Annotated in this window: 24 protein-coding genes; 20 read left to right on the forward strand and 4 right to left on the reverse strand. The window is 68.8% G+C overall.

The annotated features are described in order from the left end of the window. Positions 1-349, forward strand: a 349-nt coding sequence (locus tag BWR60_RS37330) for a hypothetical protein (RefSeq protein ID WP_218823745.1), incomplete at its 5' end; no start/stop codon positions are given. Between the two features lie 374 nt (positions 350-723). Here BWR60_RS37330 and BWR60_RS29710 read toward each other — a convergent pair. After that, complete coding sequence (locus BWR60_RS29710; protein WP_088155839.1) at positions 724-1,230, reverse strand: sigma-70 family RNA polymerase sigma factor; 507 nt, start codon at positions 1,228-1,230, stop codon at positions 724-726. Positions 1,231-1,841: 611 nt separating this feature from the next. Between BWR60_RS29710 and BWR60_RS29715 the strand changes: the two genes are divergently transcribed. From BWR60_RS29715 to BWR60_RS29735, 5 genes are all read left to right on the forward strand, one after another. After that, a complete protein-coding gene (locus tag BWR60_RS29715; RefSeq protein ID WP_088155841.1) occupies positions 1,842-3,125 on the forward strand; it encodes an ABC transporter substrate-binding protein in 1,284 nt (427 codons plus the stop codon). 137 nt (positions 3,126-3,262) lie between these two features. Beyond that, positions 3,263-4,114, forward strand: a complete 852-nt coding sequence (locus tag BWR60_RS29720; protein ID WP_230983224.1) for a carbohydrate ABC transporter permease — start codon at positions 3,263-3,265, stop codon at positions 4,112-4,114. 10 nt (positions 4,115-4,124) lie between these two features. Further along, positions 4,125-5,000 (forward strand): carbohydrate ABC transporter permease, encoded by an 876-nt coding sequence (locus tag BWR60_RS29725; protein WP_088155845.1) that lies wholly within the window; start codon positions 4,125-4,127, stop codon positions 4,998-5,000. Between the two features lie 7 nt (positions 5,001-5,007). Beyond that, positions 5,008-6,120 carry an ABC transporter ATP-binding protein gene (locus tag BWR60_RS29730; protein WP_088155847.1) on the forward strand — a complete coding sequence of 371 codons (1,113 nt, stop codon included), beginning with the start codon at positions 5,008-5,010 and terminating at the stop codon, positions 6,118-6,120. Then, a complete protein-coding gene (locus BWR60_RS29735) occupies positions 6,117-7,139 on the forward strand; it encodes a Gfo/Idh/MocA family oxidoreductase (protein WP_088155849.1) in 1,023 nt (340 codons plus the stop codon). The genes BWR60_RS29730 and BWR60_RS29735 overlap by 4 nt, the downstream gene beginning before the upstream one ends. Before the next feature lie 3 nt (positions 7,140-7,142). Here BWR60_RS29735 and BWR60_RS29740 read toward each other — a convergent pair whose 3' ends face one another. After that, positions 7,143-8,165 carry a LacI family DNA-binding transcriptional regulator gene (locus tag BWR60_RS29740; protein ID WP_088155851.1) on the reverse strand — a complete coding sequence of 341 codons (1,023 nt, stop codon included), beginning with the start codon at positions 8,163-8,165 and terminating at the stop codon, positions 7,143-7,145. 121 nt (positions 8,166-8,286) lie between these two features. Between BWR60_RS29740 and BWR60_RS29745 the strand changes: the two genes are divergently transcribed. The 3 genes from BWR60_RS29745 (at position 8,287) to BWR60_RS29755 (ending at position 11,513) form a co-directional block, all read left to right on the forward strand. Further along, positions 8,287-9,162, forward strand: coding sequence for a phytanoyl-CoA dioxygenase family protein (locus BWR60_RS29745; RefSeq protein WP_088155853.1), 876 nt, complete (start codon positions 8,287-8,289; stop codon positions 9,160-9,162). 90 nt (positions 9,163-9,252) lie between these two features. Beyond that, positions 9,253-10,626 (forward strand): MFS transporter, encoded by a 1,374-nt coding sequence (locus BWR60_RS29750; protein WP_088155855.1) that lies wholly within the window; start codon positions 9,253-9,255, stop codon positions 10,624-10,626. 29 nt (positions 10,627-10,655) lie between these two features. After that, positions 10,656-11,513, forward strand: coding sequence for a sugar phosphate isomerase/epimerase family protein (locus BWR60_RS29755; protein ID WP_088155857.1), 858 nt, complete (start codon positions 10,656-10,658; stop codon positions 11,511-11,513). Positions 11,514-11,519: 6 nt separating this feature from the next. Here BWR60_RS29755 and BWR60_RS29760 read toward each other — a convergent pair whose 3' ends face one another. Next, complete coding sequence (locus tag BWR60_RS29760; protein WP_088155859.1) at positions 11,520-11,906, reverse strand: RidA family protein; 387 nt, start codon at positions 11,904-11,906, stop codon at positions 11,520-11,522. A gap of 134 nt (positions 11,907-12,040) precedes the next feature. Between BWR60_RS29760 and mtnK the strand changes: the two genes are divergently transcribed. The 5 genes from mtnK to BWR60_RS29780 all read left to right on the forward strand — a co-directional run bounded on the left by mtnK (position 12,041) and on the right by BWR60_RS29780 (position 17,537). After that, a complete protein-coding gene (gene mtnK / locus BWR60_RS29765) occupies positions 12,041-13,333 on the forward strand; it encodes an S-methyl-5-thioribose kinase (protein ID WP_088155861.1) in 1,293 nt (430 codons plus the stop codon). 3 nt (positions 13,334-13,336) lie between these two features. Then, positions 13,337-14,434 (forward strand): S-methyl-5-thioribose-1-phosphate isomerase, encoded by a 1,098-nt coding sequence (gene mtnA, locus BWR60_RS29770; RefSeq protein WP_088155863.1) that lies wholly within the window; start codon positions 13,337-13,339, stop codon positions 14,432-14,434. 219 nt (positions 14,435-14,653) lie between these two features. Continuing rightward, entirely contained in the window at positions 14,654-14,827 is a 174-nt protein-coding gene (locus tag BWR60_RS37335; RefSeq protein WP_179222005.1) for a hypothetical protein, read from the forward strand. Further along, the gene (locus BWR60_RS29775) at positions 14,824-15,921 is read left to right on the forward strand and encodes an HlyD family secretion protein (protein WP_088155865.1); all 1,098 of its coding nucleotides are present in this window, start codon (positions 14,824-14,826) and stop codon (positions 15,919-15,921) included. The genes BWR60_RS37335 and BWR60_RS29775 overlap by 4 nt, the downstream gene beginning before the upstream one ends. Continuing rightward, positions 15,918-17,537, forward strand: a complete 1,620-nt coding sequence (locus BWR60_RS29780; protein WP_218823746.1) for a DHA2 family efflux MFS transporter permease subunit — start codon at positions 15,918-15,920, stop codon at positions 17,535-17,537. Before BWR60_RS29775 ends, BWR60_RS29780 begins: the two co-directional genes overlap by 4 nt. Here BWR60_RS29780 and BWR60_RS29785 read toward each other — a convergent pair. Next, complete coding sequence (locus BWR60_RS29785; RefSeq protein ID WP_088155867.1) at positions 17,482-18,168, reverse strand: TetR/AcrR family transcriptional regulator; 687 nt, start codon at positions 18,166-18,168, stop codon at positions 17,482-17,484. The two genes, BWR60_RS29780 and BWR60_RS29785, sit on opposite strands and share 56 nt — an antisense overlap. Positions 18,169-18,322: 154 nt before the next feature. Between BWR60_RS29785 and BWR60_RS29790 the strand changes: the two genes are divergently transcribed. From BWR60_RS29790 to BWR60_RS29815, 6 genes are all read left to right on the forward strand, one after another. Next, a complete protein-coding gene (locus tag BWR60_RS29790; RefSeq protein WP_088155869.1) occupies positions 18,323-19,918 on the forward strand; it encodes an ABC transporter substrate-binding protein in 1,596 nt (531 codons plus the stop codon). A gap of 287 nt (positions 19,919-20,205) precedes the next feature. Then, positions 20,206-21,804 carry an ABC transporter substrate-binding protein gene (locus BWR60_RS29795; RefSeq protein ID WP_088155871.1) on the forward strand — a complete coding sequence of 533 codons (1,599 nt, stop codon included), beginning with the start codon at positions 20,206-20,208 and terminating at the stop codon, positions 21,802-21,804. Positions 21,805-22,073: 269 nt separating this feature from the next. Then, positions 22,074-23,672, forward strand: a complete 1,599-nt coding sequence (locus tag BWR60_RS29800; RefSeq protein ID WP_088155873.1) for an ABC transporter substrate-binding protein — start codon at positions 22,074-22,076, stop codon at positions 23,670-23,672. Positions 23,673-23,747: 75 nt separating this feature from the next. Further along, positions 23,748-24,758, forward strand: coding sequence for an ABC transporter permease subunit (locus tag BWR60_RS29805; RefSeq protein WP_034831951.1), 1,011 nt, complete (start codon positions 23,748-23,750; stop codon positions 24,756-24,758). A gap of 55 nt (positions 24,759-24,813) precedes the next feature. After that, positions 24,814-25,713 carry an ABC transporter permease subunit gene (locus BWR60_RS29810; protein ID WP_088155879.1) on the forward strand — a complete coding sequence of 300 codons (900 nt, stop codon included), beginning with the start codon at positions 24,814-24,816 and terminating at the stop codon, positions 25,711-25,713. 1 nt (position 25,714) lies between these two features. Further along, positions 25,715-26,698: an ABC transporter ATP-binding protein gene (locus tag BWR60_RS29815; RefSeq protein ID WP_088155875.1), complete on the forward strand. Its 984-nt coding sequence runs from the start codon at positions 25,715-25,717 to the stop codon at positions 26,696-26,698. Positions 26,699-26,776 lie beyond the last annotated feature (78 nt).

Below are 26,776 nucleotides of genomic sequence, written 5' to 3' on the forward strand. Positions count from 1 at the left end.
CGCCCCGCCGGCCGCCGATGCGATCCCCCGCCCGCTTCCGGCGCCCGCCGCGGGCGGCCCGCTCTCCGATGATGGCGGCGCGCCGAGGACGGCCAGGGCGTCGCTCTATGTGGTGGTCGGCTTCGCGCGGCAGCAGCAGCGGCGCCGCGACGGCTGGCGCCGCCTGGGCGAGCAGGGCTTCGCCAGCCGGCGCCCGGCCGAGGAGCATGCGGCGCGGCTGCTGGCGCGCGGCCGCGCCGACGGCGTCATCCTCGCCCGGCAGGATCTCGGACCGGACCAGGACGCGGCGGAGGAGCCGGTGATCCTGGCGCGCCATGGCGAGCTGCCGGCGGAGCTGCTGGAGGGCTGAGAGACCTTTTCAGGACATCGATCCACCCCTTCATTGTCATTCCCGCGCAAGCGTCGCGAGATCCCCGCTTCCGCACAGGTGCCCGGTTGAGCTTTTCGGGTTGTGGCTCAAAGCACTGAGCTGAACTTTTATTGTCATTGCCGGGCTTGACCCGGCAATCCAGGGGCCACCGAGAACCGCTCTTGAAGGGTCAAGCCCGAGGATGACAATAAATAGAGTACAGATCTGAGCCAAACACGCCTCGGTTGCCGTTTTCTTCAACCGGACACTCGTGCCGCTTCGGCGGGACGACGGATTGGAGGATTTCGAGAAGGTCTCACGAAAAGGGCGCCGTGGGGGCGCCCTTTCGCGATGAGGCCGGGCCGTCCGGTCGGTCAGTGCACGCCGCTCAGCTGCCGCAGGCTCTGCCGCGCCCGGCCGAGGCGGGAGCGGATGGTGCCGACCGGGACGCCGAGGGCGCTGGCCGCCTCGTCATAGGAGGCGCCGCCCACCGCGACGATCTCGAGCACCTCGCGATGGTCGTGGCTCAGCCGCGACCAGGAGGCCTGCACCCGGCCGATCTCGACCCGCTGCTCCTGGTTCACCGGCACCGCGATCTCGCACTCCTCGACCGGGAAGTGGCTGGACGCCCGGTTGGCCGGGCCGACGAATTTCGACAGGAACAGCCGGCGCATCATCACCACCAGCCAGGCCATCAGGTTGGTGCCGGGTTGCCACAGATGGAACTTGCAGTAGGCGCGCATCAGCGTTTCCTGCAGCAGGTCCTCCGCATCCGTCGGATTGCGGGTCAGCGATGCCGCGTAGCGCCGGAGATCCGGCATCCTCGGCGACACCAGGGACGTGAAGCTGGCGGACGGGGCTCCCTTGATCCTGTTCGTCATTCTCCACCCTTTCCTGCCCTCGGCCGTTTCCGGCGCGGGCAAAGTCTTGCCGTGTCCGGATTCGAGATCCTCCGCCTCTTCTCCGGATGAAGTGCAATGATCGGACGATTGACTGCCGCTTCGGTGCGAAGCTGATGATGAAACGCCTCACCAGTTTCTATGTTCCGTCCAATTTCCGCCCAAAAATCTCCGGCATTGAGTGAGCCGGAACGGCAGGCATCTCACGGATACACTGAATACCGTCGTTCCGCTTCGCCCGCCCTAACATTTGATAAAGAGGAAAATATTTCGAACCCTGAAAGAATTACATCATTTGATATTGCCGGGCAGGCGCCGCCAGAAGGCACAGGCCCGCGTCCGGCGTGACCGGTCGCGCGCCCGCAAATCCTCTCCCGAATGATTGAGATTCAGCTGCTAAACATTCGTCAGACAAAGGGATTCCGGCTTCCGCAGCCCCATCCGCTTGGCGTATGGAGACATTACGCCGCCGGACCGTTCGGTTCGGATGGAAAGTCGAGGTTCGGGGCCACGCCCCGCCGAGATCCGCCGCGTTCGACGGCGGAGAATGCCTGTGCGTTCCTGCGCGGGCGTCGAACAGGAGAAGACAGGGAATGTTCAAGACGTATCTCAAGACGTATCTGGCGGCGACCGCGGCAAGCCTCCTGGCCCTGACCGCTGCCGCATACGCCCCTTCCGCGGCCGCCCAGGCCAAGGAGGAGGTCGAGGTGATGCATTGGTGGACCTCCGGTGGCGAGGCCGCCGCCCTCAACGTCCTGAAGGAGCAGCTGCAGAAGGAAGGCGTGTCCTGGAAGGACGCGCCGGTGGCGGGCGGCGGCGGCGATGCGGCAATGACTGCGCTGCGCGCCCGGGTGACCGCGGGCGACAAGCCGACCTCGGTGCAGCTGCTGGGCACCGCCATCCATGACTGGGCCGAGCAGGGCGTGCTGGCCGACCTGACGCCGCTGGCCGAGAAGGAGCATTGGGCCGACCACATCCCACCGGCCATCGCCGCCTTCTCGACCTATGACGGCAAATGGGTCGCGGCGCCGGTCAACATCCACCGCACCAACTGGCTGTGGATCAACAAGAAGCTGCTCGACAAGGTCGGCGGCAAGGCCCCGACCAACTGGGACGAGTTCCAGGCCCTGGCCAAGCAGTTCAAGGATGCCGGCGTGACCCCGCTGGCCCATGGCGGCCAGCCCTGGCAGGAATCGACGATTTTCGACGCCATCGTCGTCTCGGTCGGCGGCAATGATTTCTACAAGAAGGCCTTCGTCGACCTCGACCCGGCGGCGCTGGGCGGCGACACCATGCAGAAGGCGTTCGACCAGTTCCGCGTGCTGCGCGGCTGGGTCGACCCGAACTTCTCCGGCCGCGACTGGAACCTGGCCTCGGCCATGGTGATCAATGGCGAGGCCGGCATGCAGGTGATGGGCGACTGGGCCAAGGGCGAGTTCATCAAGGCCGGGCTGAAGCCGGGTGTCGACATCGTCTGCGTGCCCTATCCGGGCAGCGAGAAGGCGTTCCTGTTCAACAGCGACCAGTTCGCCATGTTCAGCCTGGACGACAAGGCCCGGCAGGACGCGCAGCTGAAGCTGGCCAGTGCCATCGAGAGCCCGAGCTTCCAGGAGAGCTTCAACCTGGTGAAGGGGTCGATCCCGGCCAACACCGAGGTGAAGCCGGACAAGTTCGACCCCTGCGGCCAGAAGTCGATGGCCGACCGCGACGCGTTCAAGTCGACCGGCGGCATGCTGCCGAGCCTGGCGCATGGCCACGCCGCCTCGGCGGCGGTCAAGGGCGCGATCTACGACGTCGTCACCAACTTCTTCAACTCGAACCAGTCCTCCGCCGACGCGGCGAAGGCCCTGGTCGACGCGGTGGCGCTCGCCAAGTAAACCCGTGCGCGGGGGCCGGGCGACCGGCCCCCGCCGCCTTTTTCCGCCCCTGCTGATTCGAGGGCCTGCCGATGGCCGCGATCTCCGAACCCGCAACCGCGGGTCGCCGATCCCCCTTCGATTGGCTCCAGACGACATTGCCCAAGCTCGTTCTGGCGCCGTCCTTCGCCGTGACCATCATCTGCGTCTACGGCTTCATCCTGTTCACGCTGTACCTGTCGTTCACCAGCTCGACGATGCTGCCCAGCTTCAACTGGGCCGGCCTGATCCAGTACGAGAAGCTGTGGGCCGACCCGAAATGGTACATCTCGCTGGCCAATCTCGGCATCTACGGCGTGCTGTATATCGGCATCAGCACCGCGATCGGCCTCTTGTTGGCGATCCTGCTGGACCAGCGGATCCGCATCGAGGGGGCGCTGCGCACCATCTACCTCTACCCGATGGCGATCTCCTTCATCGTCACCGGCACCGCCTGGAAATGGATCCTCAACCCCGGCCTCGGCCTCGACAAGCTGATGCACGATCTGGGCTGGACCAGCTTCACCTTCGACTGGCTGATCAATGGCGACATGGCGATCTACACCGTCGTCATCGCCGGCGTCTGGCAGTCCTCCGGCTTCGTCATGGCGATGTTCCTGGCGGGGCTGCGCGGGGTCGACAGCGACATCCTGAAGGCCGCGGCGATCGACGGCGCCACGCTGCCGCAGACCTATCGCCGGATCATTATCCCGCTGATGCGGCCGGTGTTCCTGTCGGCCTTCGTGGTCTCGGCCCATCTGGCGATCAAGAGCTTCGACCTGGTCATGGCGCTGACCGCGGGCGGGCCCGGCACCTCAACCTGGATGCCGGCGCTGTACATGTACAGCCTGACCTTCACCCGCAACCAGATGGGCCTCGGCGCCGCCAGCGCCGTGATCATGCTGGCGACGATCAGCGCGATCATCGTGCCCTATCTCTACTCCGAGCTGCGGGGTGGCCGCCGTGACTGATGCTTCGATCATGGTGCCCGGCCCGCGCTCGGGCCTGTCGGTGGCGCTGCGCTGGGGGCTGTTCGCCATCCTCGGCGTGTTCGCGCTGATCTACCTGTTCCCGCTCTTCGTCATGGTCGTCACCTCGCTGAAGACGCTGGACGAGGTGCGCGCCGGCAACCTGCTGTCGCTGCCGCGGGAGCCGACCATCGCCCCCTGGGTCAGCGCCTGGAGCACGACCTGCGTCGGCCTGACCTGCGAAGGGCTGAAGGGCTATTTCCTCAACTCGATCCTGATGACGGTGCCGGCGGTGGCGATCTCCGCCGTGCTCGGCGCCCTCAACGGCTATGTCCTGACCAAGTGGCGGTTCAAGGGCGACGGCATCGTCTTCGCCCTGATCCTGTTCGGCTGCTTCATCCCGTTCCAGATCGTGCTGCTGCCGATGGCGCGGACGCTGGGCCTCTTGGGCCTCGCCTCCTCCACGCCCGGGCTGATCTTCGTCCATGTGGTGTACGGGCTGTGCTTCACCACGCTGTTCTTCCGCAACTACTACGCCGCCTTCCCGAACGACCTGGTGAAGTCGGCGATGATCGACGGCGCCGGCTTCTTCCGCATCTTCTGGCGGATCCTGCTGCCGAACTCGATCCCGATCATCGTGGTCACGGTGATCTGGCAGTTCACCAACATCTGGAACGACTTCCTGTTCGGCGTGTCCTTCGCGGGCGGCGGCGGCGCCATGCCGGTGACCGTGGCGCTGAACAACATCGTCAACAGCTCGACCGGCGTGAAGGAATACAACGTCCACATGGCCGCGGCGATCATCGCCGCGCTGCCGACGCTCGTCGTCTATGTGCTCGCCGGCCGCTACTTCGTGCGCGGCCTGATGGCGGGCGCGGTGAAGGGATAACCGCACCATGGCCTCTCTCACGATCCAGAACGTGATCAAGCGCTACGGCGCGATCGAGATTCTCAAGGGCATCAATATCGGCATCGACGACGGCGAGTTCCTGGTGCTGGTCGGCCCGTCCGGCTGCGGCAAGTCCACGCTCTTGAACATGATCGCCGGGCTCGACACCATCTCGGACGGCAGCATCGCCATCGACGGCCAGCGGGTGAACGACCTGCACCCGAAGGACCGCGACATCGCCATGGTGTTCCAGTCCTACGCGCTGTACCCGAACATGTCGGTCGAGCAGAACATCGGCTTCGGGCTGGAGATGCGCGGCGTGCCGAAGGAGCAGCGGGCCAAGGCGATCGCCGAGGTCGCCAGGCTGCTGCAGATGGAGCACCTGCTGAAGCGCAAGCCCAGCCAGCTGTCGGGCGGCCAGCGCCAGCGCGTGGCGATGGGCCGGGCGCTGGTGCGCGACCCCAAGATCTTCCTGTTCGACGAGCCGCTGTCCAACCTCGACGCCAAGCTGCGGGTGGAGATGCGGACCGAGATCAAGAAGCTGCACCAGCGGCTGAAATCGACCATCGTCTACGTCACCCACGACCAGATCGAGGCGATGACCCTGGCCACCCGCATCGCGGTGATGCGGGCGGGCGAGCTGCAGCAGCTGGGCACGCCGCGGGAGATCTACGACACCCCGGCCAACACCTTCGTCGCCGGCTTCATGGGGTCGCCGCCGATGAACCTGATCAAGGCCAAGGTGGTCGACCACAATGGCGGCCCGCACGCCGCCATCGACAGGATGCATGACGGCGAGGTGGTGCTGCCGCTGCCGGCCAATGACGGGCTGCGCGGCGCCGCCGGGCGCGAGATCATCCTGGGCCTGCGGCCGGAGAACATCACCGACCCGCAGGGCGCGGTCAGCAGCGGCGGCCCGACCCTGGCGGCCGACTGCCTGATCGAGGTGACCGAGCCGACCGGCCCGGACCTGATCGCCGTGGTCGAGATGGGCGGCAAGGAGGTGCTGGCCCGGCTGCGCCCCGACGCCGAGGCCCGGCCCGGCCAGCGCAGCCGGCTGGTGTTCGACATGGGCAAGGCCGTGGTGTTCGACGCCGGAACGGAAGCCCGCATCGCATGAAGCCCGTCCGCATCGGCCTGATCGGCTACGGCCCCGCCGCCCGCGTTTTCCACGGCCCTCTGATTTCGACCTGCCCCGGCACCGCGCTGGCCGCGGCCGCCGTGCGCAGCCCGGAGGCGGTGACCGACGCGCCGCCCGGCCTGCCCATCGTCACCGTCGACGCCCTCTTGGCCGACCCGTCGGTCGAGGCGGTGGTGGTGGCGACGCCGAGCGGCAGCCACCACGCCGTGGCCCGCCGGGCGCTGGAGGCCGGCAAGCATGTCGTGGTCGACAAGCCGGTCACGGTGACGGCGGCCGAGGCCGACGACCTGATCGCCCTGGCGGCGGCGCGGCGGCGGGTGCTGACCGTGTTCCACAACCGGCGCTGGGACGGCGACTTCCTGGCCCTGCGGGACCTGATCGCCGAGGGCCGGCTGGGCCGGGTGCTGTCCTTCGAATCCAATTACGACCGCTACCGCCCGACCGTGCGGGCGCGCTGGCGCGAGCAGGCGGTGCCGGGCTCCGGGCTGCATTACGACCTGGGGTCGCATCTGATCGACCAGGCGCTGGTGCTGTTCGGCCGGCCGGACTTCGTGCGGGCGGAGCTGCGCGCCATCCGCCCCGGCGCCGAGGCGGTGGACGACGCCGTCTTCACCCTCGGCTTCGGCCCGACGCGCGCCCTGCTGCGCTGCCGCATCCTGGTGGCGGAGCCGGGGGCGCGGCTGGTGGTGCAGGGCGACCGCGCCACCTTCCGCAAGATGGAGATCGATCCGCAGGAGGACCATCTGCGCGCCGGCACCGCCCAGACCGAGCCGGAGACCGGCTGGCTGACGGTCGGGCAGGAAACCGGCAAGCCGGAGCCGCAGCGCCTGGCCATCGCGCCCGGCTGCTACGGTGCCTTCTATGACGGCTTCGCCGCCGCGGTGCGCGACGGCGCCCCGCCGCCGGTCGACCCGCGCGACGGCCGCGACGTGATCCGGGTGATCGAGGCCGCGGTCGAGAGCTCCGCCACCGGCCGCGACGTCCGCCTGGACTGGTAGCCGTCAGCTCGACTGGCGCCGCACCAGGGAGAAGCCGAGGTCGATGATCCGGCCCTCCCGCGGCGGCGCGCCCTTGCCCAGCCGGGCCAGGATCAGCTCGCCGGCGCGGCGCCCCATCTCGTAGGCGGGGATCCGGACCGTGGTCAGGGCCGGCCGCAGCTGCCGGCCGATCTCGAGGTCGCCGAGGCCGACGATGGCGATGCGGCCGGGCACGTCGATGCTGCGGCGCTGGCATTCCAGCAGGCCGCCCACGGCCATGACGTCGGTGGCGAAGAACACGCCGTCGAGATCCGGGGCGCGGGCCAGCAGCCGGTCGAGCGACACCCGCCCGGCCTCGATCGACAGGTCGGCCGGGGTCTCGGTCTCGGGCGGGGCCGCGCCGGCCTCCGCCAGGGCCGCGGTGAAGCCCGCCAGCCGCGCCGCGGCCCGGCTCTCAGCCGAGCCGACAAAGGCGCAGCGCCGCCGGCCGCCGCCAACCAGGTGCCGCGCCACCTCGGCGCCGGCGGAAAAATTCGAGAAGCCGACGGCCATGTCGACCGGGTCGTCCGACAGCTCCCAGGTCTCGACCACCGGGATGTCGTCATGCTGGCGCAGCAGCGTGCGCGCCGCCTCGTCCTGCACCGCGCCGACCAGCACCAGCGCGTCCGGCCGGCGCCCGACCAGGGCGCGCACCAGTTGGCGGCGCTTGTCGTCGGAATAGGCGTAGTCGCCGATCAGCAGGTGCAGGCCCGCCGCCTCCGCCGCATCGGCGACGCCGCGCACGGTCTCGGAGAAGACCGAATTGCCGATGGTCGGCACCAGCACCGCCAGGATGCCGCTGCGGCGCGAGGCCAGGCTGCTGGCAGACAGGTTGGGGACATAGCCCAGCGCTTCGACCGCGGCATGGATCCGCGCCAGCGTCTCCGGCGACACCCGCCCCTCGCCGCGCAGGGCGCGCGATACCGTCATCGGTGAGGTGCCCGCCAGCGCCGCCACATCCTCGATGCGCGGCTTCCGACCCGGCTTCGCTGCTGTCTCGTCTCGCATGGCGCAGACCTTGAAGCGAAGCCGCTGCGATTTGCAAGCCGGCCGAGAGCGTTGACTGCCCTTTGCGGTAGCGCTACCGTCGAGTCACGGTAGCGCTACCGAACCCCAAGGGAGAAACGCCATGATCAAGGATGAGGAGGTCGCTGCGTATCGCAGGGACGGGGTGGTGGTGGTCGAGGACGTGCTGGATTCGGCGCAGCTGGCCGAGGCCCGGCGGGTGGTGGCCGAGTTCATCGAGGGCTCGCGCGCGGTGACCGCCCACACCGACGTCTACGACCTGGAGCCGGGGCATTCGGCCGACGCGCCGCGGGTCCGGCGGATCAAGACGCCGCACAAACACCACAAGCTGTTCTGGGACATCGCCCGGTCGCCCCGGCTGGTGGCGATCCTGCAGGCGCTGCTGGGGCCGGGCGTCCGGCTGCATGGGTCGAAGATCAACCTGAAGTCGCCGCAATTCGGGTCGCCAGTCGAATGGCATCAGGACTGGGCCTTCTACCCGCACACCAATGACGACATCCTGGCCGTCGGGGTGATGCTCGACGACTGCACGGTCGAGAACGGGGCGATGCTGGTGCTGCCCGACACCCATCGCGGCCCGGTCTACGACCACCATTCCGACGGCTATTTCTGCGGCGCCATGGATCCGGAGGCCTGCGGCCTGGACTTCAGCCGCGCGGTGCCGGCGATCGGCCGCGCCGGGTCGATGAGCTTCCATCATGTCCGCGCCGTGCACGGCTCGGCCCAGAACACCTCGGACAAGCCGCGCGTGCTGCTGCTGTACGAGTTCGCGGCGGCCGACGCCTGGCCGCTGTCGGGCGTGCCGGACCTGGCGGCCTTCGACAGCCGCATCGTGGCCGGCGAGCCGACGACCCGCCCGCGCCTGGCCGATGTGCCGGTGCGCTTGCCGCTGCCGCCGGCGCCGCATCAGGGCTCGATCTACGAGAACCAGACCACGGCCAGGTCGCGCTACTTCGCCGACCGCAAGACCGCGGCCTGAGCCGGCCCCCGGCCCCTGCCTTCGGGCGGGGGCCGGGTGGCCTGAATGATCAATAACCGGCCCAAGCCGGATCAAGGGAGAGGACGCCACATGGGACATGCGACCCCGCAGGCGGGGGGCGCGAAGCGCCCGCTGACGCCGGTCATGCTTGCCGCGGCCGTGGGCTCCGCGCTCGAATGGTACGATTTCTTTATCTACGGCACCGCCGCCGCCCTGGTGTTCGGCGAGCTGTTCTTACCGAAATTCGACCCCAGCACCGGCATGCTGGTGTCGCTGGCGACCTTCGGCGTCGGCTTCCTGGCCCGGCCCTTCGGCGGCCTGCTGTTCGGCCATCTCGGCGACCGCTGGGGGCGGAAGCCGGTGCTGGTCATCACCATCCTGATGGTCGGCGGCAGCACCTTCCTGATCGGCCTGCTGCCGACCTACGACCAGATCGGGCTGTGGGCGCCGCTGCTGCTGGTGCTGATGCGCCTGCTGCAGGGTCTGGGCGCCGGGGCCGAATATGGCGGCGCCGTGCTGCTGGCGGTGGAATACGCGCCCGAGGGCCGGCGCGGCTTCTTCGGCAGCTTCGCGCCGATGGGCGTGACCATCGGCAACCTGCTGGCCGCCGGCGTGTTCGGGCTGGTCACCCTGCTGCCGCATGAGGACCTGCTGGCCTGGGGCTGGCGCATCCCGTTCCTGGTCAGCCTGCTGCTGCTGGGCTTCGGCGTGTTCATCCGCATGCGGATCGGTGAGACGCCGGTCTTCGAGGAGACGCAGGAGAAGCAGCCGCCGATCCGGGCGCCGGCCCTGGCCGCGCTGTGCCGCCACCCGCGCAACTTCGCCGTCGTGGTCGGCGCGCGCATGGCCGAGAACGGCCTGGGCTACCTGTTCCCGGTCTTCGGCCTCAGCTACATCATCAACACCCTGCACCTGCCGCGCGACGTGGCGCTGCTGGGCGTGTTCGGCGGCAATTTCGTCGAGATCTTCGGCATCCTGTTCTTCGGCTGGCTGTCGGACAAGGTCGGCCGGCGGCCGGTCTATATCGGCGGGGCGCTGTTCTCGGCGATCTTCGCCGTGCCGTTCTTCATGATGCTGAACACCGGCGACACCACCACGATCGTGCTGGCCTTCGTGCTGATCATGGGCATCGGCGGCGGCGCCATGTTCGGGCCGCAGGCGGCCTATTTCGCCGAGCTGTTCGGGCCGCGGCTGCGCTTCAGCGGCTTCGCCTTCGCGCGCGAGCTGGGGTCGATCCTCGCCGGCGGCCCCGCCCCCGCCCTGTCGGCGATGCTGGTGATCTGGTTCGATGGGGCGCCCTGGGGCGTCGCGCTCTATGTCATCGTGCTGTCGCTGATCACCGTCGCCGCCGTGTGGTGGGGGCCGGAGACGCATGAGAGCGACCTGCGGAAGGACTATTCGACGGTAGACGAAAGACGGCTGGACCGCGCACCCGCCGGCGCCGCGGCCCGGCCGACGGCATAGCGACACGCTTCACCCTGAGGAGACGCTTCATGGCCCAACGCCTGCTGGTCCTTCAGTCGCTCTGGGCGATGGAGCGGCGCCACCCCGACGGCGTCGAATGGCCGCTCGACCGGAAGCTCGCCATGATCCGCGACGCCGGCTTCGACGGGGCGGGCGTCCGTTTCGCCGATGACGCCTACGCCCGGCAGGTGACGGGCTTCCTGCGCGACCACGGCCTGGCGTGGCAGGCCCAGTGCTACCCCGCCACGGTCGAGGATCTGCGCCCGATCCTCGACCGGGTGCGGGCGCTGGGGGCCGACCATGTCAACCTGCAGCCGGATGTGCGGCCCTACCGGCTGGAGGACTGCTTCCCCTATATCGAGGGCTGGCGGCGCCTGGCGGCGGAGGCGAGCGTGCCGGTCTATGTCGAGACCCATCGGGACCGGATGACCACGGACCTGATCACCACCCTGCACCTGCTCGACCGCTTCCCCGACCTGCGCCTGACCGCGGACCTGTCGCACTACCTGCTGGGGCGGGAGTTCGCCTGGCCGGTCAGCGCCGAGAACCACGCGCTGATCCACCGCATCCTCGACCACGCCTGGGCCTTCCACGGCCGGGTCGCCAGCCGGGAGCAGATCCAGCTGCAGATCAGCTTCCCGCATCACCGCGACTGGCTGGAGCTGTTCATGGGTTGGTGGGAATACGGCTTCCGGTCCTGGTGCCGCCGCGCCCCGCCGGACGCGACGCTGACCTTCCTGTGCGAGCTCGGCCCCAGGGAATACGCCATGACCGGCCCGGACGGCGCCGAGCTGTCCGACCGCTGGCAGGAAGCGCTGCTGCTGAAGGACATGATCCGGTCGCTGTGGCGGCGGATCGAGCGCGAGGAGCAGGCCGCCTTGGCCTGACCGGGCTCAGCCAGCCGCGATCACCTCGATCTCGACCAGCCAGTCCGGCGACAGCGTCTGCGCCACCAGGGCCGTGGTCGGCACCACATGGCCGTCCAGCGCGGCGATGCGGGCCAACTGGTTGGCGTCGGCATAGGATGCATCGCGCAGATAGCTGGTGATCCGCACGATGTTGCGCACGGTCATATCCGCGCTGGCCAGGATGGTGCGGATGTTCGACCAGATCAGCGCCAGCTGCTGCTCCAGCGTCTTGCCCGGCACACCCTGCGCGTCGAGGCCCATGGTGCCGGCGACATAGAGGATGCGGTTTGGCTGCCGCACCTCCAGCGCGTGGATGTAGTCGGGCGTCGCCGGATAGATGCCGTCGGTCGGGTTGTGCGGAACGGTCTGCATCGGTCTCCTCCCCTTCGCTTGCCCCTGCATCGCATCGATGGCGCCGGCCGGCAACCGGCCGTGCTTGACAGCGGGGGAGCCGGCTTCGGACACTCCGCCCCGTCCAAGAGCAAGACCGGGGCGGAGGCATATTCATGGGCGAAGCGCAGGAGAGCCGGCTGACCGGCGGGCCGGACTACCGGCCGCTGGACGAGGCGTCGATCCGCCCCACCCTGGCCGGCCTGCCCGCGATCCGCGACGCGCTGGGCGGCGACCCGGCCGGCTGGCAGGTGACCGAGGTCGGCGACGGCAATCTGAACCTGGTGTTCATCGTCCGCGGCGCCGCGAGCGGCCTCGTCGTGAAGCAGGCCCTGCCCTATGTCCGGCTGGTCGGCGACAGCTGGCCGCTGCCGCTGGACCGCGCCTGGTACGAATGGCATGCGCTGTCGGAGCAGGCGAGCCATGTGCCGCATCTGCTGCCGAAGCTTTTCCATTTCGACCCGGCCATGGCGCTGATCGTGATGGAGTGGCTGACGCCGCATATCATCCTGCGCAAGGGGATGATCGCCGGCACCCGCTACCCGCTGCTGGCCGGGCATATGGCGGAGTTCCTGGCCCAGACCCTGTTCAAGACCTCCGATCTGCACACCCCGGCGGCAGAGAAGAAGGCCAAGATGGCGCCGTTCTGCGGCAACATCTCGCTGTGCAAGATCACCGAGGACCTGGTCTTCACCGATCCGTACCGGATCGCCAAGCTGAACCGCTGGACCACGCCGCAGCTGGACGGCATCGCCGCCGAATTCCGCGCCGACGCCGCCGCCAAGGTGGCGGTTCAGGAGCTGAAATGGGCCTTCCTGACCCGGGCCGAGGCGCTGGTGCATGGCGATCTGCACACCGGGTCGATCATGGTGACCGAGAGCGACAGCCGCGCCATCGACCCGGAATTCGCCTTCTACGGCCCGATGGGCTTCGATGTCGGCGCCCTGCTGGCCAATTTCTTCCTGGCCTATTTCGCCCAGGCCGGTCACGCCACGGCGACGGATGACCGCACCGACTACCGAAGCTGGCTGCTGGTCCAGGCCGAGGCGATCTGGACCGGCTTCCAGAAGCGCTTCCTGGAGCTGTGGCGGGCCGAGGGCACGGGCGACGCCTTCACCCGCGAGCTGTTCGCCGATGGCGACGGTGCGCTGGCGCTGGACGCGCACCGCAAGGCCACCATGGCCCGGCTGTTCCGCGACACGGTCGGCTTCGCCGGCGCCAAGATGGTGCGCCGCATCCTGGGGCTGGCCCATGTCGCCGACCTCGAGACCATCGCCGACCCGGATGTGCGCGCCGCCTGCGAGACCAAGGCGCTGCGCCTGGCCCGCGCCTTCCTGGTCGAGCGCGACCGCTTCACCGGCCCGGCCGATCTGCGCCATGCGGCCGAGACCGTCTTCCGCGAGGGTTGAGTCATGAAGATCGACGGCGAGTCCTACCGCACCATCTGGCCGGCCGAGGATGGCTGGCGCGTGGTGATCATCGACCAGACCAAGCTGCCGCACGGCTTCGAGACGGTGGTGCTGGAGAGCGAGGACCAGGCGGCCCACGCCATCCGCAGCATGCAGGTGCGCGGCGCGCCGCTGATCGGCGCCACCGGCGCCTACGGCCTGGCGCTGGCGCTGCGCGCCGACCCGTCCGACGCCGCGCTGGCCGCGTCCTATGACCGCCTCCTGGCCACCCGCCCGACCGCGGTCAATCTGCGCTGGGCGCTGGACGATGTGCGCGGCCGGGTGGCGGCCCTGAAGCCGGCGGAACGCGCCGCCGCCGCCTATCGCCGCGCCGCCGAGATCTGCGACGACGACGTCGCCACCTGCCGCGCCATCGGCGAGCACGGCCTGGCCGTGTTCCGCGAGATCTGGGAGAAGAAGGGCCGGCCCAAGCGGCTGAACGTGCTGACCCATTGCAACGCCGGCTGGCTGGCGACGGTGGACTGGGGCACCGCCCTGGCGCCGATCTACCTGGCCCATGACAGCGGATTGCCGGTGCATGTCTGGGTCGACGAGACCCGGCCGCGCAACCAGGGCGCCAGCATCACCGCCTTCGAGCTGGGCCGCCACGGCGTGCCCCACACCGTGATCGCCGACAATGTTGGCGGCCATCTGATGCAGCACGGCCTGGTCGATCTGTGCATCGTCGGCACCGACCGCACCACCGCGACCGGCGACGTCTGCAACAAGATCGGCACCTACCTGAAGGCGCTGGCCGCACATGACAACGGCGTGCCGTTCTATGTCGCCCTGCCCTACACCACGATCGACTGGACGCTGACCGACGGCATCCGCGGCATCGAGATCGAGCAGCGCGACCCGCGCGAGCTGAGCCACATCACCGGCCGCACCGCGGATGGGCGGATCGAGACGGTCGGCATCCTGCCGGAGGGCAGCGCCGCCGCGAACTGGGCCTTCGACGTCACCCCCGCGCGCTACGTCACCGGGCTGATCACCGAGCGCGGCGTCTGCCCCGCCAGCCGCGAAGGCCTGGCCGGCCTCTACCCCGACCGGGCGGCGTAAGGACCCGGCAGCCCTGGGACTGCCGTCCCGGGCGACCTATGCCTGATCACGGCCCGGCCGCCGCGTCCCGACAGGCCGACCTGTGCCAAAGGCGAGGTCCGCTCCTCCTTTGATGTACCGGACGACCGCCCGGCACAATGGCGAAGGACGTCCGGGATCCGCGATCCTTCCCCTCGCTTCCGGGCGCCGACCATGCGCCCGTTCGCGGGAGGTGAAGCCATGATGATCGTCATCGGTGAGACCGGTTGTGTCGCCGCGACGGTGACGGCCGGCGGCCGGCACCGAGCCGCCCGCTCCGGCCGGGCCCTTGACCGCCCCGAAATGTATACGGTACGGTATCGTACCCATTTGATGCAGCGCGAGCCGCGCGCAGGAGACGAGGTCTTCCGATGAAGCGCACTGCCAAGCGTGTGGTCGCCGGGACCGCTCTTCTCGCCCTCGTCGCCGCGGGCGCCACCTGGGTCTGGTGGGACGACGGCCGGGAATGGACCGACAACGCCTATGTCCGCGCCGACATCACGGCGATCGGCCCGAAAGTGTCCGGCTATGTCGCCGAGGTGCTGGTCGACGACAACCAGGTGGTCGAGGCCGGGGCCGTGCTGCTGCGGATCGCCGACGAGGATTACCGGGCCCAGCGCGACCGCGCCGCGGCCGCCATCGCCCAGGCCGAGGCCGCCGCCGAGAATCTGGCCCGCAGGAAGGACCTGCAGCTGGCGAAGATCCGCGAGGCCGAGGCGGCGGTCGATGTCGGGCGGGCGGATATGGAGCTGTCGCGCCGCGAGCTGGCGCGGGCGACCCGCCTGGTGGACCAGGGCTGGTCGCCGCAGCGCAATCAAGACACGGCCACCGCCAACTCCGATCGCGCCCGGGCCGCCCTGGCACAGGGAGAGGCCGCCGCGGCGGCCGCGCGCGAGCAGCTGGCGGTGCTCGACTCCGAGGCCCGGCAGATCGACGCCCGCCTGGCCGAGGCACGCGCCAACCTGCAGCTGGCAGAGATCGCGCTGGCGGACACGGTGATCCGCGCGCCCGTCGCCGGCGTCGTCGGGAACCGCCGCGTCCATCCGGGCGAGTATGTGCGGCCCGGCAGCGCCCTGCTTGCGGTGGTGCCGGTCGACGCCGTCTGGGTGGTGGCGAACTTCAAGGAGACCCAGGTCGCCCGCATGGCGGTGGGCCAGCCCGTCGAGATCCGCGTCGACGGCTATTCGGACGCGGTCATCCGGGGGCGGGTGGACAGCCTGGCGCCCGGCAGCGGCGCCGCCTTCAGCCTGCTGCCGCCCGACAACGCCACCGGCAACTTCGTCAAGATCGTGCAGCGCGTGCCGGTCAAGATCACGCTTCCCGCCGGCTACGGCCTGCTCGGCCGGCTGGTGCCGGGCCTGTCGGTCGATGTCGCCGTCGAGGTGGGCTCCGGTCCGGGCACGGCGGCGGCGTCCGAGAGCGGGACGGCCCGGGCCGCGATCTTCCGGGCGGCGGACGGCGCATCGTGACCGCGGCGGCCGATCCCGCCCCGTCGCCGGCCGGTGCCACGGCGCTGCCGGCGACGCGGCCGTGGCTGCTTCTCGGCGTGCTGACCATCGCCGCCGCGATGGATGCGGTGAACAGCACCGTCCTGGTGGTCACCCGCGGCCATGTCATGGGCGGCATCCATGCCACCCAGGACGAGGTCGCCTGGGTCAACATCGCCTATCTCGTGGCCAAGCTGACCGCGTTTCCGCTGGCGGCATGGCTGACATTGCGCCTGGCGCCGCGCCGGCTGCTGGCGGGGGCGACCCTGGTCCTGCTGGCCGGCGCCATCGGGGCCGCCGCGGCCGGCGGCCTCGGCGTCCTGGTGGCGTGGCGGATCGCGCAGGGCGTCGCCGGCGCCGTCCTGCTCGTCGCCGGCCAGTCGCTGCTGTTCCAGGTCTTTCCCCGGTCCCGGCAGGGGCTGGTCCAGGCCGTCTTCGCCTTCGCCACGACGGTGGCGCCCACGACCCTGTCCCCGGCCCTGCAGGGCTGGACCGTCGACACCCTGTCCTGGTCCTGGATGTTCCTGGCCAATGTGCCGCTCGGCCTGGCCGGCCTGGCGGCCGCGCTGCTCGCCCCCGGCCACCGCGACCGGCCGGCGGCGACGGGCCGGCCGGACTGGCCCGGCCTCGTGCTGCTGGGCGCGGCGATGACCGCTTTCATCTACGTCACGCAGGAGGGCAGCCGCTACAACTGGTTCGACGAACCCGAGATCGTGCATATCAGCCTCGCCGGGCTCGCCGCCGCCACGGCATTCCTGGCCTGGCAGGCCCTGGCGCGGAAGGGCGGGGCGCTGATCGACACCGCCGTCTTCCGCGACGAGCATTTCAGCTTCGGCTTCATCGTCAGCTTCATCGCCGGCGGCGCGCTGTTCGGCAGCGCCTTCGTCATCCCGGCCTTCGCGACCGGCGTGCTCGGCCTGTCGCCGACCTATGCCGGGCTGCTGCTGCTGCCGAGCGGCGCGCTGGTCTGCCTCGGCCTCCTCACCGCCGGCGCGGTGATCCAGTTCAGGCAGCTGGATCCGGTCAAGATGGTTCCCTTCGGCATCATCTGCTTCATGACGTCGATGTGGATGCTGTCGGGCTCGACCTCCGAGAGCGGCCTGCCCGACATGGTGCCGGCCCTGCTGCTGCGCGGCCTCGGCCTCGGCCTCCTTTTCGTCTCGCTGACCGTGGGCACGCTGCGCGATCTGCGCCCGGAGGTGCTGCCCTACGGCGTGGCGCTCTTCAACATCGGCCGCCAGATGGGCGGCCAGATCGGCGTCGCCGGCCTGGCCACCTATCTCGACCACCAGAACGCGCTGAACCTCACGGTGCTGGCCGGACAGCTCGCGCCCGGCAACCCGATGCTGGTCGACCGGCAGGAGACGCTCTCGGCCCTGCTGACCGCGCGGGGCTATCCGGTGGAGGAGGCGGGCGCCGCGGCGACCGCCATGATCCAGAAGGCTCTCGTGCAACAGGTGTCGACGCTGTCGTTCAACGAATGCTTCCTGGCGATCGCGCTGCTGTTCCTGGTCGCGGCGCCGGTCCTGGTCGCCACCAAGCTCACCCTCGCCCGCCTGATGGGGCACGCGTCGCACCCGGCCCACGGGCGCCATTGACAAACATCCGGACCGCGGAGTCCACGGCCGCCCGGGCCTCGGCAGGCGTCGGCGGCGGCCGCAGCCCGAGCACGACCTGGAGATGGAGGTCGTCACGGATCAACCCCAGGAAATGGTCCGCCAGCCGCTTCGGGTCGCCGGCTGCGATGCCCCACTCGCCTCCCTTCTCCTCCAGCACGCGCGCCAGATTCGCGCCGGTCCGGCCCGGCCCGGCGTCGAAGAACACCCTGGCGAGGTCGGGAAACCGGCTGCCCTCGCCCACCACCGTGCGATACAGGTGCAGGGCCTCGGGCGACATGATGACGCCGAGATAGCGCAGCCCGACCCCCCGCAGCGTCGCCTCGAGATCCGCCTGGACGAAGTCGGCTTCGGCCAGCGGCCCCATGGCGTTGCGGACGATCTCCCGCACCACGGTGGCGAACAGCTGCTCCTTGTTGCCGAAATAGCTGTAGATGGTGCGCTTGGAGCCGCCGACCTTCGCGATGATCTCGTCGACGCTGGCCCCGGCGAAGCCGGAGGTGAAGAACACCTCGGTGGCCGCCCGCAGCAGCTCCTCCTGGCGGGCCTCCTGCCGCGCGGCACGCGGCGTTCCCTCATCCTTCCCGGCCGGCGGGCGGAGTCTTCCGGTCATGCGGCGATCCCCCTGCCCCGGAGCCGTGCCAGCAAGGCGCACCGGGGCATGCAAAAGAGCAGAGCTTTCGCCCAGCCTAGACGGTACCGTACCGTTTGACGATCTGGCGTCGACCGGATCGCGCATCAATCATCTGGCCTGCAGGGAGAGCCTCATGTCCCGTTTCCTGAGCGCCACGGCGCTGGCGCTGGTCCTGGCGGCCGGCGCGGCCTCGGCCGAGGCGAAGACGCTGGTCTATTGCTCCGAGGGCAGCCCGGAGAACTTCAACCCGCAGATCAACACCACCGGCACCAGCCTGGACGCCTCGGTGCCGGTCTATGACGGGCTGGCGGCGTTCGAGCGCGGCGGCACCAAGGTGGTGCCGGCCCTGGCCGAATCCTGGGAGGTGTCGGACGACGGCACCGTCTACACCTTCCACCTGCGCCACGGCGTCAAGTTCCACTCGAACGAGGCCTTCACCCCGACGCGCGACTTCAACGCCGATGACGTGCTGTTCTCGTTCAACCGGATGTGGAAGGAGGACAGCCCCTATCACAAGGTCTCCGGCGGCTCCTACGACTATTTCGGCGACATGGGGATGCCGGCGCTGCTGAAGGCGATCGACAAGGTCGACGACTACACCGTCAAGTTCACTCTGACCCGGCCGGAGGCGCCGTTCCTGGCCGACATGGCGATGAACTTCGCCCAGATCCTGTCGGCCGAATATGCCGACGCGATGATGAAGGCCGGCACGCCGGAGGATGTCGACCAGATCCCGATCGGCACCGGGCCGTTCCGCTTCGTGCAGTACCTGCCGGACGCGCTGATCCGCTACAAGGCCTTCGACCAGGCCTGGAGCGGGCGGGAGAAGATCGACACGCTGGTCTTCGCCATCACGCCCGATTCCTCGGTCCGCTACGCCAAGCTGAAAGCCAACGAGTGCCAGGTGATCCCGTCGCCGAACCCGGCCGACCTGGCGACGATGGAGAAGGACCCGGCGGTGACGGTGGTCAGCCAGCCGGGGCTGAACACCGGCTATCTCGCCTTCAACGTCACCAGGAAGCCGTTCGACGACGTGCGCGTGCGCCGCGCCATCAACATGGCGGTGAACAAGCAGGCGATCCTCGACGCCGTCTATCTGGGCGCCGGCCAGGCGGCGAAGAACCCGATCCCGCCGACCATCTGGTCCTACAATGACGGCATCCAGGACTACAAATACGACCCCGAGGCGGCGAAGAAGCTGCTGGCCGAGGCCGGCCTGGCCGACGGCTTCGACACCGATCTCTGGGCCATGCCGGTGCAGCGCCCGTACAACCCGAACGCCCAGCGCATCGCCGAGCTGATGCAGGCCGACCTGGCCAAGGTCGGGATCCGGGCCAAGATCGTCTCCTATGAATGGGGCGAGTACCGCAAGCGGGCCCAGGACGGCGAGCACCAGATGGCGCAGTTCGGCTGGGGCGGCGACAATGGCGATCCGGACAATTTCTTCAACAACCTGCTGGGCTGCGACGCGGCGCGGCAGGGCGGCGGCAATGTCGCCAAATGGTGCGACAAGGGCTTCAACGACCTGATCATGAAGGCCAAGGTCACTGCCGACCAGGCCGAGCGCACCAAGCTGTACGAGCAGGCGCAGGTGATCTTCCACGACCAGGCGCCGTGGCTGCCGATCGCCCATTCGGTCGAGTACCAGGCGATCCGCAAGGAGGTGCTGAACTACGTCATCACCCCGGTGCGGATCCACGACTTCCGGGGTGTGGACATCCAGGAATAGCGTCAACCAGCACATCCCCTTCCGTCATTGCGAGGAGGCGAAGCCGACGAAGCAATCCAGGGGCCGGTGCGCACTGGCCCCTGGATTGCTTCGCTGCGCTCGCAATGACGGTTCTGTTCGGTGCGAGTCGCGTCAAATGCGACGGACTTTAAGCCTGACGGTCTCATCCGAGACTGTGGCGGCGGGCGGCGTCGCGGGCGCCGATTGACAGCGCACCCCCAGGTTGCGGTAATCCCCGCAACCTGGGCGCCGCGATCGGCTCCCGACCGCTTTAGGGAGAGAACCCCATGTCCCGCTTCCTGTCCGCCACGGCAATGGCGCTGGCCCTCGCCGCGGGGATGGCGGCGTCGGCCGAGGCCAAGACGCTGGTCTATTGCTCCGAGGGCAGCCCGGAGAACTTCAACCCGCAGATCAACACCACCGGCACCAGCTTCGACGCGTCCTTGCCGGCCTATGACGGGCTGGTGGCGTTCAAGCAGGGCACCACGGAAGTCGCCCCTGCCCTGGCGGAGTCCTGGGACGTGTCGGATGACGGCACCGTCTACACCTTCCACCTGCGCAAGGACGTGAAGTGGCAGTCGAACGACAACTTCACGCCGACGCGCGACTTCAACGCCGACGACGTGCTGTTCTCATTCAACCGGATGTGGAAGGAGGACAGCCCCTATCACAAGGTGTCCGGCGGGTCGTATGACTACTTCGGCGACATGGGCATGCCGGCGCTGCTGAAGTCGATCGACAAGGTCGACGACACCACCGTCAAGTTCACGCTCAACAGCCCGAACGCCCCCTTCATCGCCAACATGGCGATGAACTTCGCCTCGATCCTGTCGGCCGAATACGCCGATGCGCTGCAGAAGGCCGGCAAGCCCGAGCAGATCGACCAGGTGCCGATCGGCACCGGCCCGTTCCAGTTCGTGCAGTACCAGCCGGACGCGTTGATCCGCTACAAGGCGTTCGACCAGTACTGGGGCGGCAAGCAGAAGATCGACAACCTGGTCTTCGTCATCACCCCGGACGCGGCGGTGCGCTACGCCAAGCTGCAGGCCGGCGAATGCCATGTCATGGCCTATCCGAATCCGGCCGACATCCCGGCGATGAAGGCGGACGCGGCGCTGACCGTGCTGCAGAAGCCCGGCCTCAATGTCGGCTACGTCGCGATCAACGTGCAGAAGAAGCCCTATGACGACGTGCGGGTGCGCCAGGCCGTCAACATGGCGGTGAACAAGCAGGCGATCATCGACGCCGTCTATCAGGGCACGGGCCAGGTGGCCAAGAACCCGATCCCACCGACCATGTGGTCCTATGACGACAGCATCAAGGACTACCCCTACGACCCCGAGGCGGCGAAGAAGCTGCTGGCCGAGGCCGGCTATCCGAACGGCTTCGAGACCGACCTGTGGGCCATGCCGGTGCAGCGCCCCTACAACCCGAACGCCCAGCGCATCGCCGAGCTGATGCAGAACGATTTCGCCAAGGTCGGCATCAAGGCGAAGGTCGTGTCCTATGAATGGGGCGAGTACCGCAAGCGCGCCCAGGAAGGCGAGCACCAGCTGGAGCAGATCGGCTGGTCGGGCGACAATGGCGATCCCGACAACTTCCTGAACAATCTCCTGGGCTGCGATGCCGCGCGGGTCGGCGGCAGCAACACGTCGAAGTGGTGCAACAAGGAGTTCAACGACCTGATCCTGAAGGCGCAGTCCATCTCCGACCAGGCCGAGCGCACCAAGCTGTACCAGCAGGCGCAGGTGATCTTCCACGACCAGGCGCCCTGGATCCCGATCGCGCATTCGGTGGTCACCGAGGTCACGGCGAAGGCCGTCAGCGGCTACCAGATCAGCGCGGTCGGGCTGCACGATTTCCGCGGCGTCGACATCGCCGAGTAATCCTCCGGCGAAAGCAACAAACGGACGGGGCGGCGGCGCTGTGCCGTCCTGTCCGTTTCCTTTTGGCGCCTCGCCGGTTTCGATCCGCCGGGTCGCCCGGCACGCCGCTCGCGGGACGGGTCTATCCTGGGAAGCGATTCAATTTGCCCGACATAACCGGCCAGTTGACATCACCCCCGCCCCTTGCGGTAATCCCCTGCAACCCACGGTTTGGGCAATACAGCTATGCGGCAAGCCCGGGCCGAAGGATCACCAGAGGGGAGAGTTTCATGTCCCGCTTTTTGTCCGCCACGGCGATGGCGCTTGTCCTCGTCGCGGGGGCGGCGGTGTCCGCCGAGGCCAAGACGCTCGTCTATTGCTCCGAGGGCAGCCCGGAGAATTTCAATCCGCAGATCAACACCACGGGCACCAGCTTCGACGCGTCGGGCCCGATCTACGATCATCTGATCGAGTTCGTGAAGGGCTCCACCAAGACCGAGCCCGGCCTGGCGGAATCCTGGGACATCTCGGATGACGGCACGGTCTACACCTTTCACCTCCGCAAGGGGGTGAAGTGGCATTCCAACGACAAGTTCACGCCGACCCGCGATTTCAACGCCGACGACGTGCTGTTCACCTTCAACCGGATGTGGAAGGAGGACAGCCCGTACCACAAGGTCTCCGGCGGGTCGTACGATTATTTCAACGACATGGGCTTCCCCGACCTGCTGAAGTCGATCGACAAGGTCGACGACCACACGGTGAAGTTCACCCTGACCAAGCCGGAGGCGCCGTTCCTGGCCGACCTGGCGATGGAGTTCTCGTCGATCCTGTCGGCCGAATATGCCGACGCGATGATGAAGGCCGGCACGCCGGAGCAGGTCGACCAGGTGCCGATCGGCACCGGATCCTTCCAGTTCGTGCAGTACCAGCCGGACGCGCTGATCCGCTACAAGGCCTTCGACGGGGCCTGGAGCGGCAAGGAGAAGATCGACAACCTGGTCTTTGCCATCACCCCGGACGCCGCGGTGCGCTACGCCAAGCTGCAGGCCGGCGAGTGCCATGTGATGCCGTATCCGAACCCGGCCGACGTGCCGGCGATGCAGAAGGATCCGGCGCTGAACGTGCTGACCCAGCCGGGCCTGAACACCGGCTACCTGGCCTTCAACGTCACCAAGAAGCCGTTCGACGACGTCCGCGTGCGCCGCGCCGTCAACATGGCCATCAACAAGCAGGCCATCCTCGACGCCGTGTACCAGGGCGCGGGCCAGGCGGCGAAGAACCCGATCCCGCCGACCATCTGGTCCTACAACGACAGCGTCCAGGACTATAAGTACGACCCCGAGGCGGCGAAGAAGCTGCTGGTCGAGGCCGGCTATCCGAACGGCTTCGAGACCGACCTGTGGGCGATGCCGGTGCAGCGGCCATACAACCCGAACGCCCAGCGCATCGCCGAGCTGATGCAGGCCGATCTGGCCAAGCTGGGGATCAAGACCAAGATCGTCAGCTACGAATGGGGCGAGTACCGCAAGCGCGCCCAGGCCGGCGAGCACCAGATGGCGCAGCTGGGCTGGACCGGCGACAACGGCGACCCGGACAACTTCCTGAACAACCTGCTGGGCTGCGACGCAGCGCGGGAGGGCGGCTCGAACATCGCCAAATGGTGCGACAAGGATTTCGAGGCGCTGATCAAGAAGGCCAAGTCGATCAGCGACCAGGCCGAGCGCACCAAGCTGTACGAGCAGGCCCAGGTCATCGTCCATGACCAGGCGCCGTGGCTGCCGATCGCGCATTCGGTGGTCTTCGAGCCGACCCGCAAGGAGGTCGTGGGCTACAAGGTCAGCCCGTTCGGCCGCCACGACTTCAGCGGCGTCGACATCACCGAGTAACACGAGGTAAGGGGGAGCCGGGCGGGGGAGCAGGGGGATGCTCCTCCGCCCGAGTCTTTTCCCGGGCACGAGATCATGTTCCGCTTCATCCTGACCCGCATCGCCATGGCGGTGATCGCCTTCCTGGGGATCACCGCCCTCAGCTTCTTCCTGATCCGGGCCGTGCCCGGCGACCCCGTGCAGGTGCGGGCGGGCGAGCGCGGCATCACGCCCGAGCGCCATGCCGAGCTGATGCACGAGATGGGCCTGGACCGGCCGGTCACGGTCCAGTTCGTCTCCTATATCGGCCAGGTGCTGCAGGGCGACCTCGGCGCCTCGACCACCACGCGGCGGCCGGTGCTGAGCGAGTTCCTGAAGCTGTTCCCGGCGACGATCGAGCTCGGGATCTGCGCCATGATCTTCGCCGTGATCTTCGGCATCCCCGCCGGCATCCTGGCCGCGACCAACCGATCATCCCCGGTCGATCACGGCATCATGGGCGTCAGCCTGGTCGGCTATTCCATGCCGATCTTCTGGTGGGGGCTGCTGCTGATCCTGATCTTCTCCGTCGGGCTGGGCTGGACCCCGGTCTCCGGCCGGATCTCGGCGATGGTCTTCGTCGAGCCGAAGACCGGCTTCATGCTGATCGACAGCCTGATGTCGGACGAGAAGGGCGCCTTCCTCTCCGCCGTGCGCAGCCTGATCCTGCCGACCGTCGTGCTCGGCACCATCCCGCTGGCGGTGATCGCGCGCATGACCCGCTCGGCCATGCTCGAGGTGCTGAGCGAGGACTATATCCGCACCGCCCGGGCCAAGGGCCTCGGCGTCCGCCGCGTGATCGGGCTGCACGCCCTGCGCAACGCGCTGATCCCGGTCGTCACCGTGATCGGCCTGCAGGTCGGCACGCTGCTCGGCGGCGCCATCCTGACCGAGACCGTGTTCTCCTGGCCCGGCGTCGGCAAATGGCTGGTCGACGCCATCAACCGCCGCGACTACCCGACGCTGCAGGGTGGCATTCTGCTGGTGGCCACGCTGGTCATCGTCGTCAACCTGCTGGTCGACCTGGCCTATGGCCTGCTCGATCCCCGCATCCGGCACGTGAAGTAAGCCGATGAGCACAAGCCCCGACCCCAACGCGCCGTTCATCGCCGGCGATCCGGTGATGACCACCTACGCCCCGACCCCGGCCTCGGTGTCGAAGCCGCCTGGGCCCTTCCTCGAATTCTGGCGCTCCTTCAGCGTCAACAAGGGCGCGCTCGGCGGGCTGATCGTCATCGCGCTGATCATCCTGGTCGCGATCTTCGCCGACGTGCTGGCGCCGCATTCCCCGATCGACCAGGACCGCGCCGCCTTCCTGGTGCCGCCCTTCTGGCAGGCCGGCGGCACCCTGGCCTATCCGCTCGGCACCGACGACATCGGCCGCGACATCCTCTCGCGCCTGATCTATGGCGCCCGGCTGTCGCTGTTCATCGGCGTGATCGTGGTCACGCTCTCCCTGGCCATGGGCCTGCTGCTGGGCCTGGCCGCCGGCTTCTTCGGTGGATTGGTCGACACGGTCGTGATGCGTTTGCTCGACATCATGCTGGCGCTGCCGAGCCTGCTGCTGGCCATCGTGGTCGTCGCCATCCTCGGGCCCGGCCTGGTCAACGCCATGATCGCGGTGTCGATCGTCACCCTGCCCCACTACTCCCGCCTGATGCGCGCCGCGGTGCTGAGCCAGATCCGCCGGCCCTACGTCACCGCCTCCCGCGTCGCCGGCGCCGGCACCCTGCGGCTGATGTTCGCCACCATCCTGCCGAACTGCATGGCGCCGCTGATCGTGCAGGCGACGCTCGGCTTCTCCTCCGCCATCCTCGACGCCGCCGCGCTCGGCTTCCTCGGCCTCGGCGCCCAGCCGCCGACGCCGGAATGGGGCACCATGCTGGCCTCCTCGCTGCAGTTCCTGCAGCGCGCCTGGTGGGTGGTGACCTTCCCCGGCCTCGCCATCCTGGTGACGGTGCTGGCCTTCAACCTGCTGGGCGACGGCCTGCGCGACGCCCTGGACCCGAGACTGAAGCGCTGACATGGCCCTGCTCGACATCCGCAACCTGACGGTCGAGTTCCCGGCCGGCAAGGGATCGTTCCGCGCCGTCTCCGGCCTCGACCTCACCATCGACCCGGGCGAGATCCTGGGCATCGTCGGCGAATCCGGCTCCGGCAAGTCGGTGACCATGCTGGCGCTGATGGGTCTGGTGGCCTTCCCCGGCAAGGTCACGGCCGACCATTTGGCCTTCGACGGCCACGACCTGCTGAAGCTGTCGCCGCGCCAGCGCCGCAAGATCATCGGCAAGGACATGGCGATGATCTTCCAGGAGCCGATGACCAGCCTGAACCCCTGCTTCACCGTCGGCTTCCAGATCATGGAGGCGCTGAAGGTGCATGAGGGCGGCAGCCGCCGCGCCCGGCGCGACCGCACCATCCAGCTCCTGGCCCAGGTCGGCATCCCGGCGCCGGAGACGCGGATCGACAGCTTCCCGCACCAGCTGTCGGGCGGCATGAACCAGCGGGTGATGATCGCGATGGCCATCGCCTGCCGGCCGAAGCTGCTGATCGCCGACGAGCCGACCACGGCGCTGGACGTGACCATCCAGGCGCAGATCCTGCAGCTGCTGGCCGATTTGCAGCGCGACCAGGGCATGGCGCTGGTCCTGATCACCCACGACATGGGCGTCGTCGCCGAGACGGCGCAGCGCGTCAACGTGATGTATGCCGGCGAGCTGGTGGAGGAGCGCATGGTCGGCGGGCTGTTCGGCCGCCCGCGCCACCCCTATACCGGCGCGCTCCTGGAGGCGCTGCCGGAGCGCAGCACCGGCCACAAGCGGCTGCCGACCATCCCCGGCGTCGTGCCCGGCCCCTATGACCGGCCGGCCGGCTGCCTGTTCAACCCGCGCTGCCGCAACGTGCTGGACCGCTGCCGGGCCCAGCACCCGGACCTGACGGCCGACCTGGACGGGCGCACGCGCTGCTTCAACCCCTTGAGCACCACCCAGCAGGAGGTGCGTCCGTGAGCGCCCCGTCCGATTCCACCGTCCCGGCCAATGCCCCGGCCGCCGCCGGTTCCCCCGCCCGGGCCCCCGCTGATTCCT

The organism is Inquilinus limosus (assembly GCF_002195995.1).
GTDB classification, from domain to species: Bacteria; Pseudomonadota; Alphaproteobacteria; order DSM-16000; family Inquilinaceae; genus Inquilinus; species Inquilinus limosus_C.

Coding starts and splice junctions, on each gene's coding strand:
- BWR60_RS29710 (WP_088155839.1), bottom strand. CDS start 1,230: ATGACGAACAGGATCAAGGGAGCCCCGTCCGCCAGCTTCACGTCCCTG.
- BWR60_RS29715 (WP_088155841.1), top strand. CDS start 1,842: ATGTTCAAGACGTATCTCAAGACGTATCTGGCGGCGACCGCGGCAAGC.
- BWR60_RS29725 (WP_088155845.1), top strand. CDS start 4,125: ATGGTGCCCGGCCCGCGCTCGGGCCTGTCGGTGGCGCTGCGCTGGGGG.
- BWR60_RS29730 (WP_088155847.1), top strand. CDS start 5,008: ATGGCCTCTCTCACGATCCAGAACGTGATCAAGCGCTACGGCGCGATC.
- BWR60_RS29735 (WP_088155849.1), top strand. CDS start 6,117: ATGAAGCCCGTCCGCATCGGCCTGATCGGCTACGGCCCCGCCGCCCGC.
- BWR60_RS29740 (WP_088155851.1), bottom strand. CDS start 8,165: ATGCGAGACGAGACAGCAGCGAAGCCGGGTCGGAAGCCGCGCATCGAG.
- BWR60_RS29745 (WP_088155853.1), top strand. CDS start 8,287: ATGATCAAGGATGAGGAGGTCGCTGCGTATCGCAGGGACGGGGTGGTG.
- BWR60_RS29750 (WP_088155855.1), top strand. CDS start 9,253: ATGGGACATGCGACCCCGCAGGCGGGGGGCGCGAAGCGCCCGCTGACG.
- BWR60_RS29755 (WP_088155857.1), top strand. CDS start 10,656: ATGGCCCAACGCCTGCTGGTCCTTCAGTCGCTCTGGGCGATGGAGCGG.
- BWR60_RS29760 (WP_088155859.1), bottom strand. CDS start 11,906: ATGCAGACCGTTCCGCACAACCCGACCGACGGCATCTATCCGGCGACG.
- mtnK (WP_088155861.1), top strand. CDS start 12,041: ATGGGCGAAGCGCAGGAGAGCCGGCTGACCGGCGGGCCGGACTACCGG.
- mtnA (WP_088155863.1), top strand. CDS start 13,337: ATGAAGATCGACGGCGAGTCCTACCGCACCATCTGGCCGGCCGAGGAT.
- BWR60_RS37335 (WP_179222005.1), top strand. CDS start 14,654: ATGATGATCGTCATCGGTGAGACCGGTTGTGTCGCCGCGACGGTGACG.
- BWR60_RS29775 (WP_088155865.1), top strand. CDS start 14,824: ATGAAGCGCACTGCCAAGCGTGTGGTCGCCGGGACCGCTCTTCTCGCC.
- BWR60_RS29785 (WP_088155867.1), bottom strand. CDS start 18,168: ATGACCGGAAGACTCCGCCCGCCGGCCGGGAAGGATGAGGGAACGCCG.
- BWR60_RS29790 (WP_088155869.1), top strand. CDS start 18,323: ATGTCCCGTTTCCTGAGCGCCACGGCGCTGGCGCTGGTCCTGGCGGCC.
- BWR60_RS29795 (WP_088155871.1), top strand. CDS start 20,206: ATGTCCCGCTTCCTGTCCGCCACGGCAATGGCGCTGGCCCTCGCCGCG.
- BWR60_RS29800 (WP_088155873.1), top strand. CDS start 22,074: ATGTCCCGCTTTTTGTCCGCCACGGCGATGGCGCTTGTCCTCGTCGCG.
- BWR60_RS29805 (WP_034831951.1), top strand. CDS start 23,748: ATGTTCCGCTTCATCCTGACCCGCATCGCCATGGCGGTGATCGCCTTC.
- BWR60_RS29810 (WP_088155879.1), top strand. CDS start 24,814: ATGACCACCTACGCCCCGACCCCGGCCTCGGTGTCGAAGCCGCCTGGG.
- BWR60_RS29815 (WP_088155875.1), top strand. CDS start 25,715: ATGGCCCTGCTCGACATCCGCAACCTGACGGTCGAGTTCCCGGCCGGC.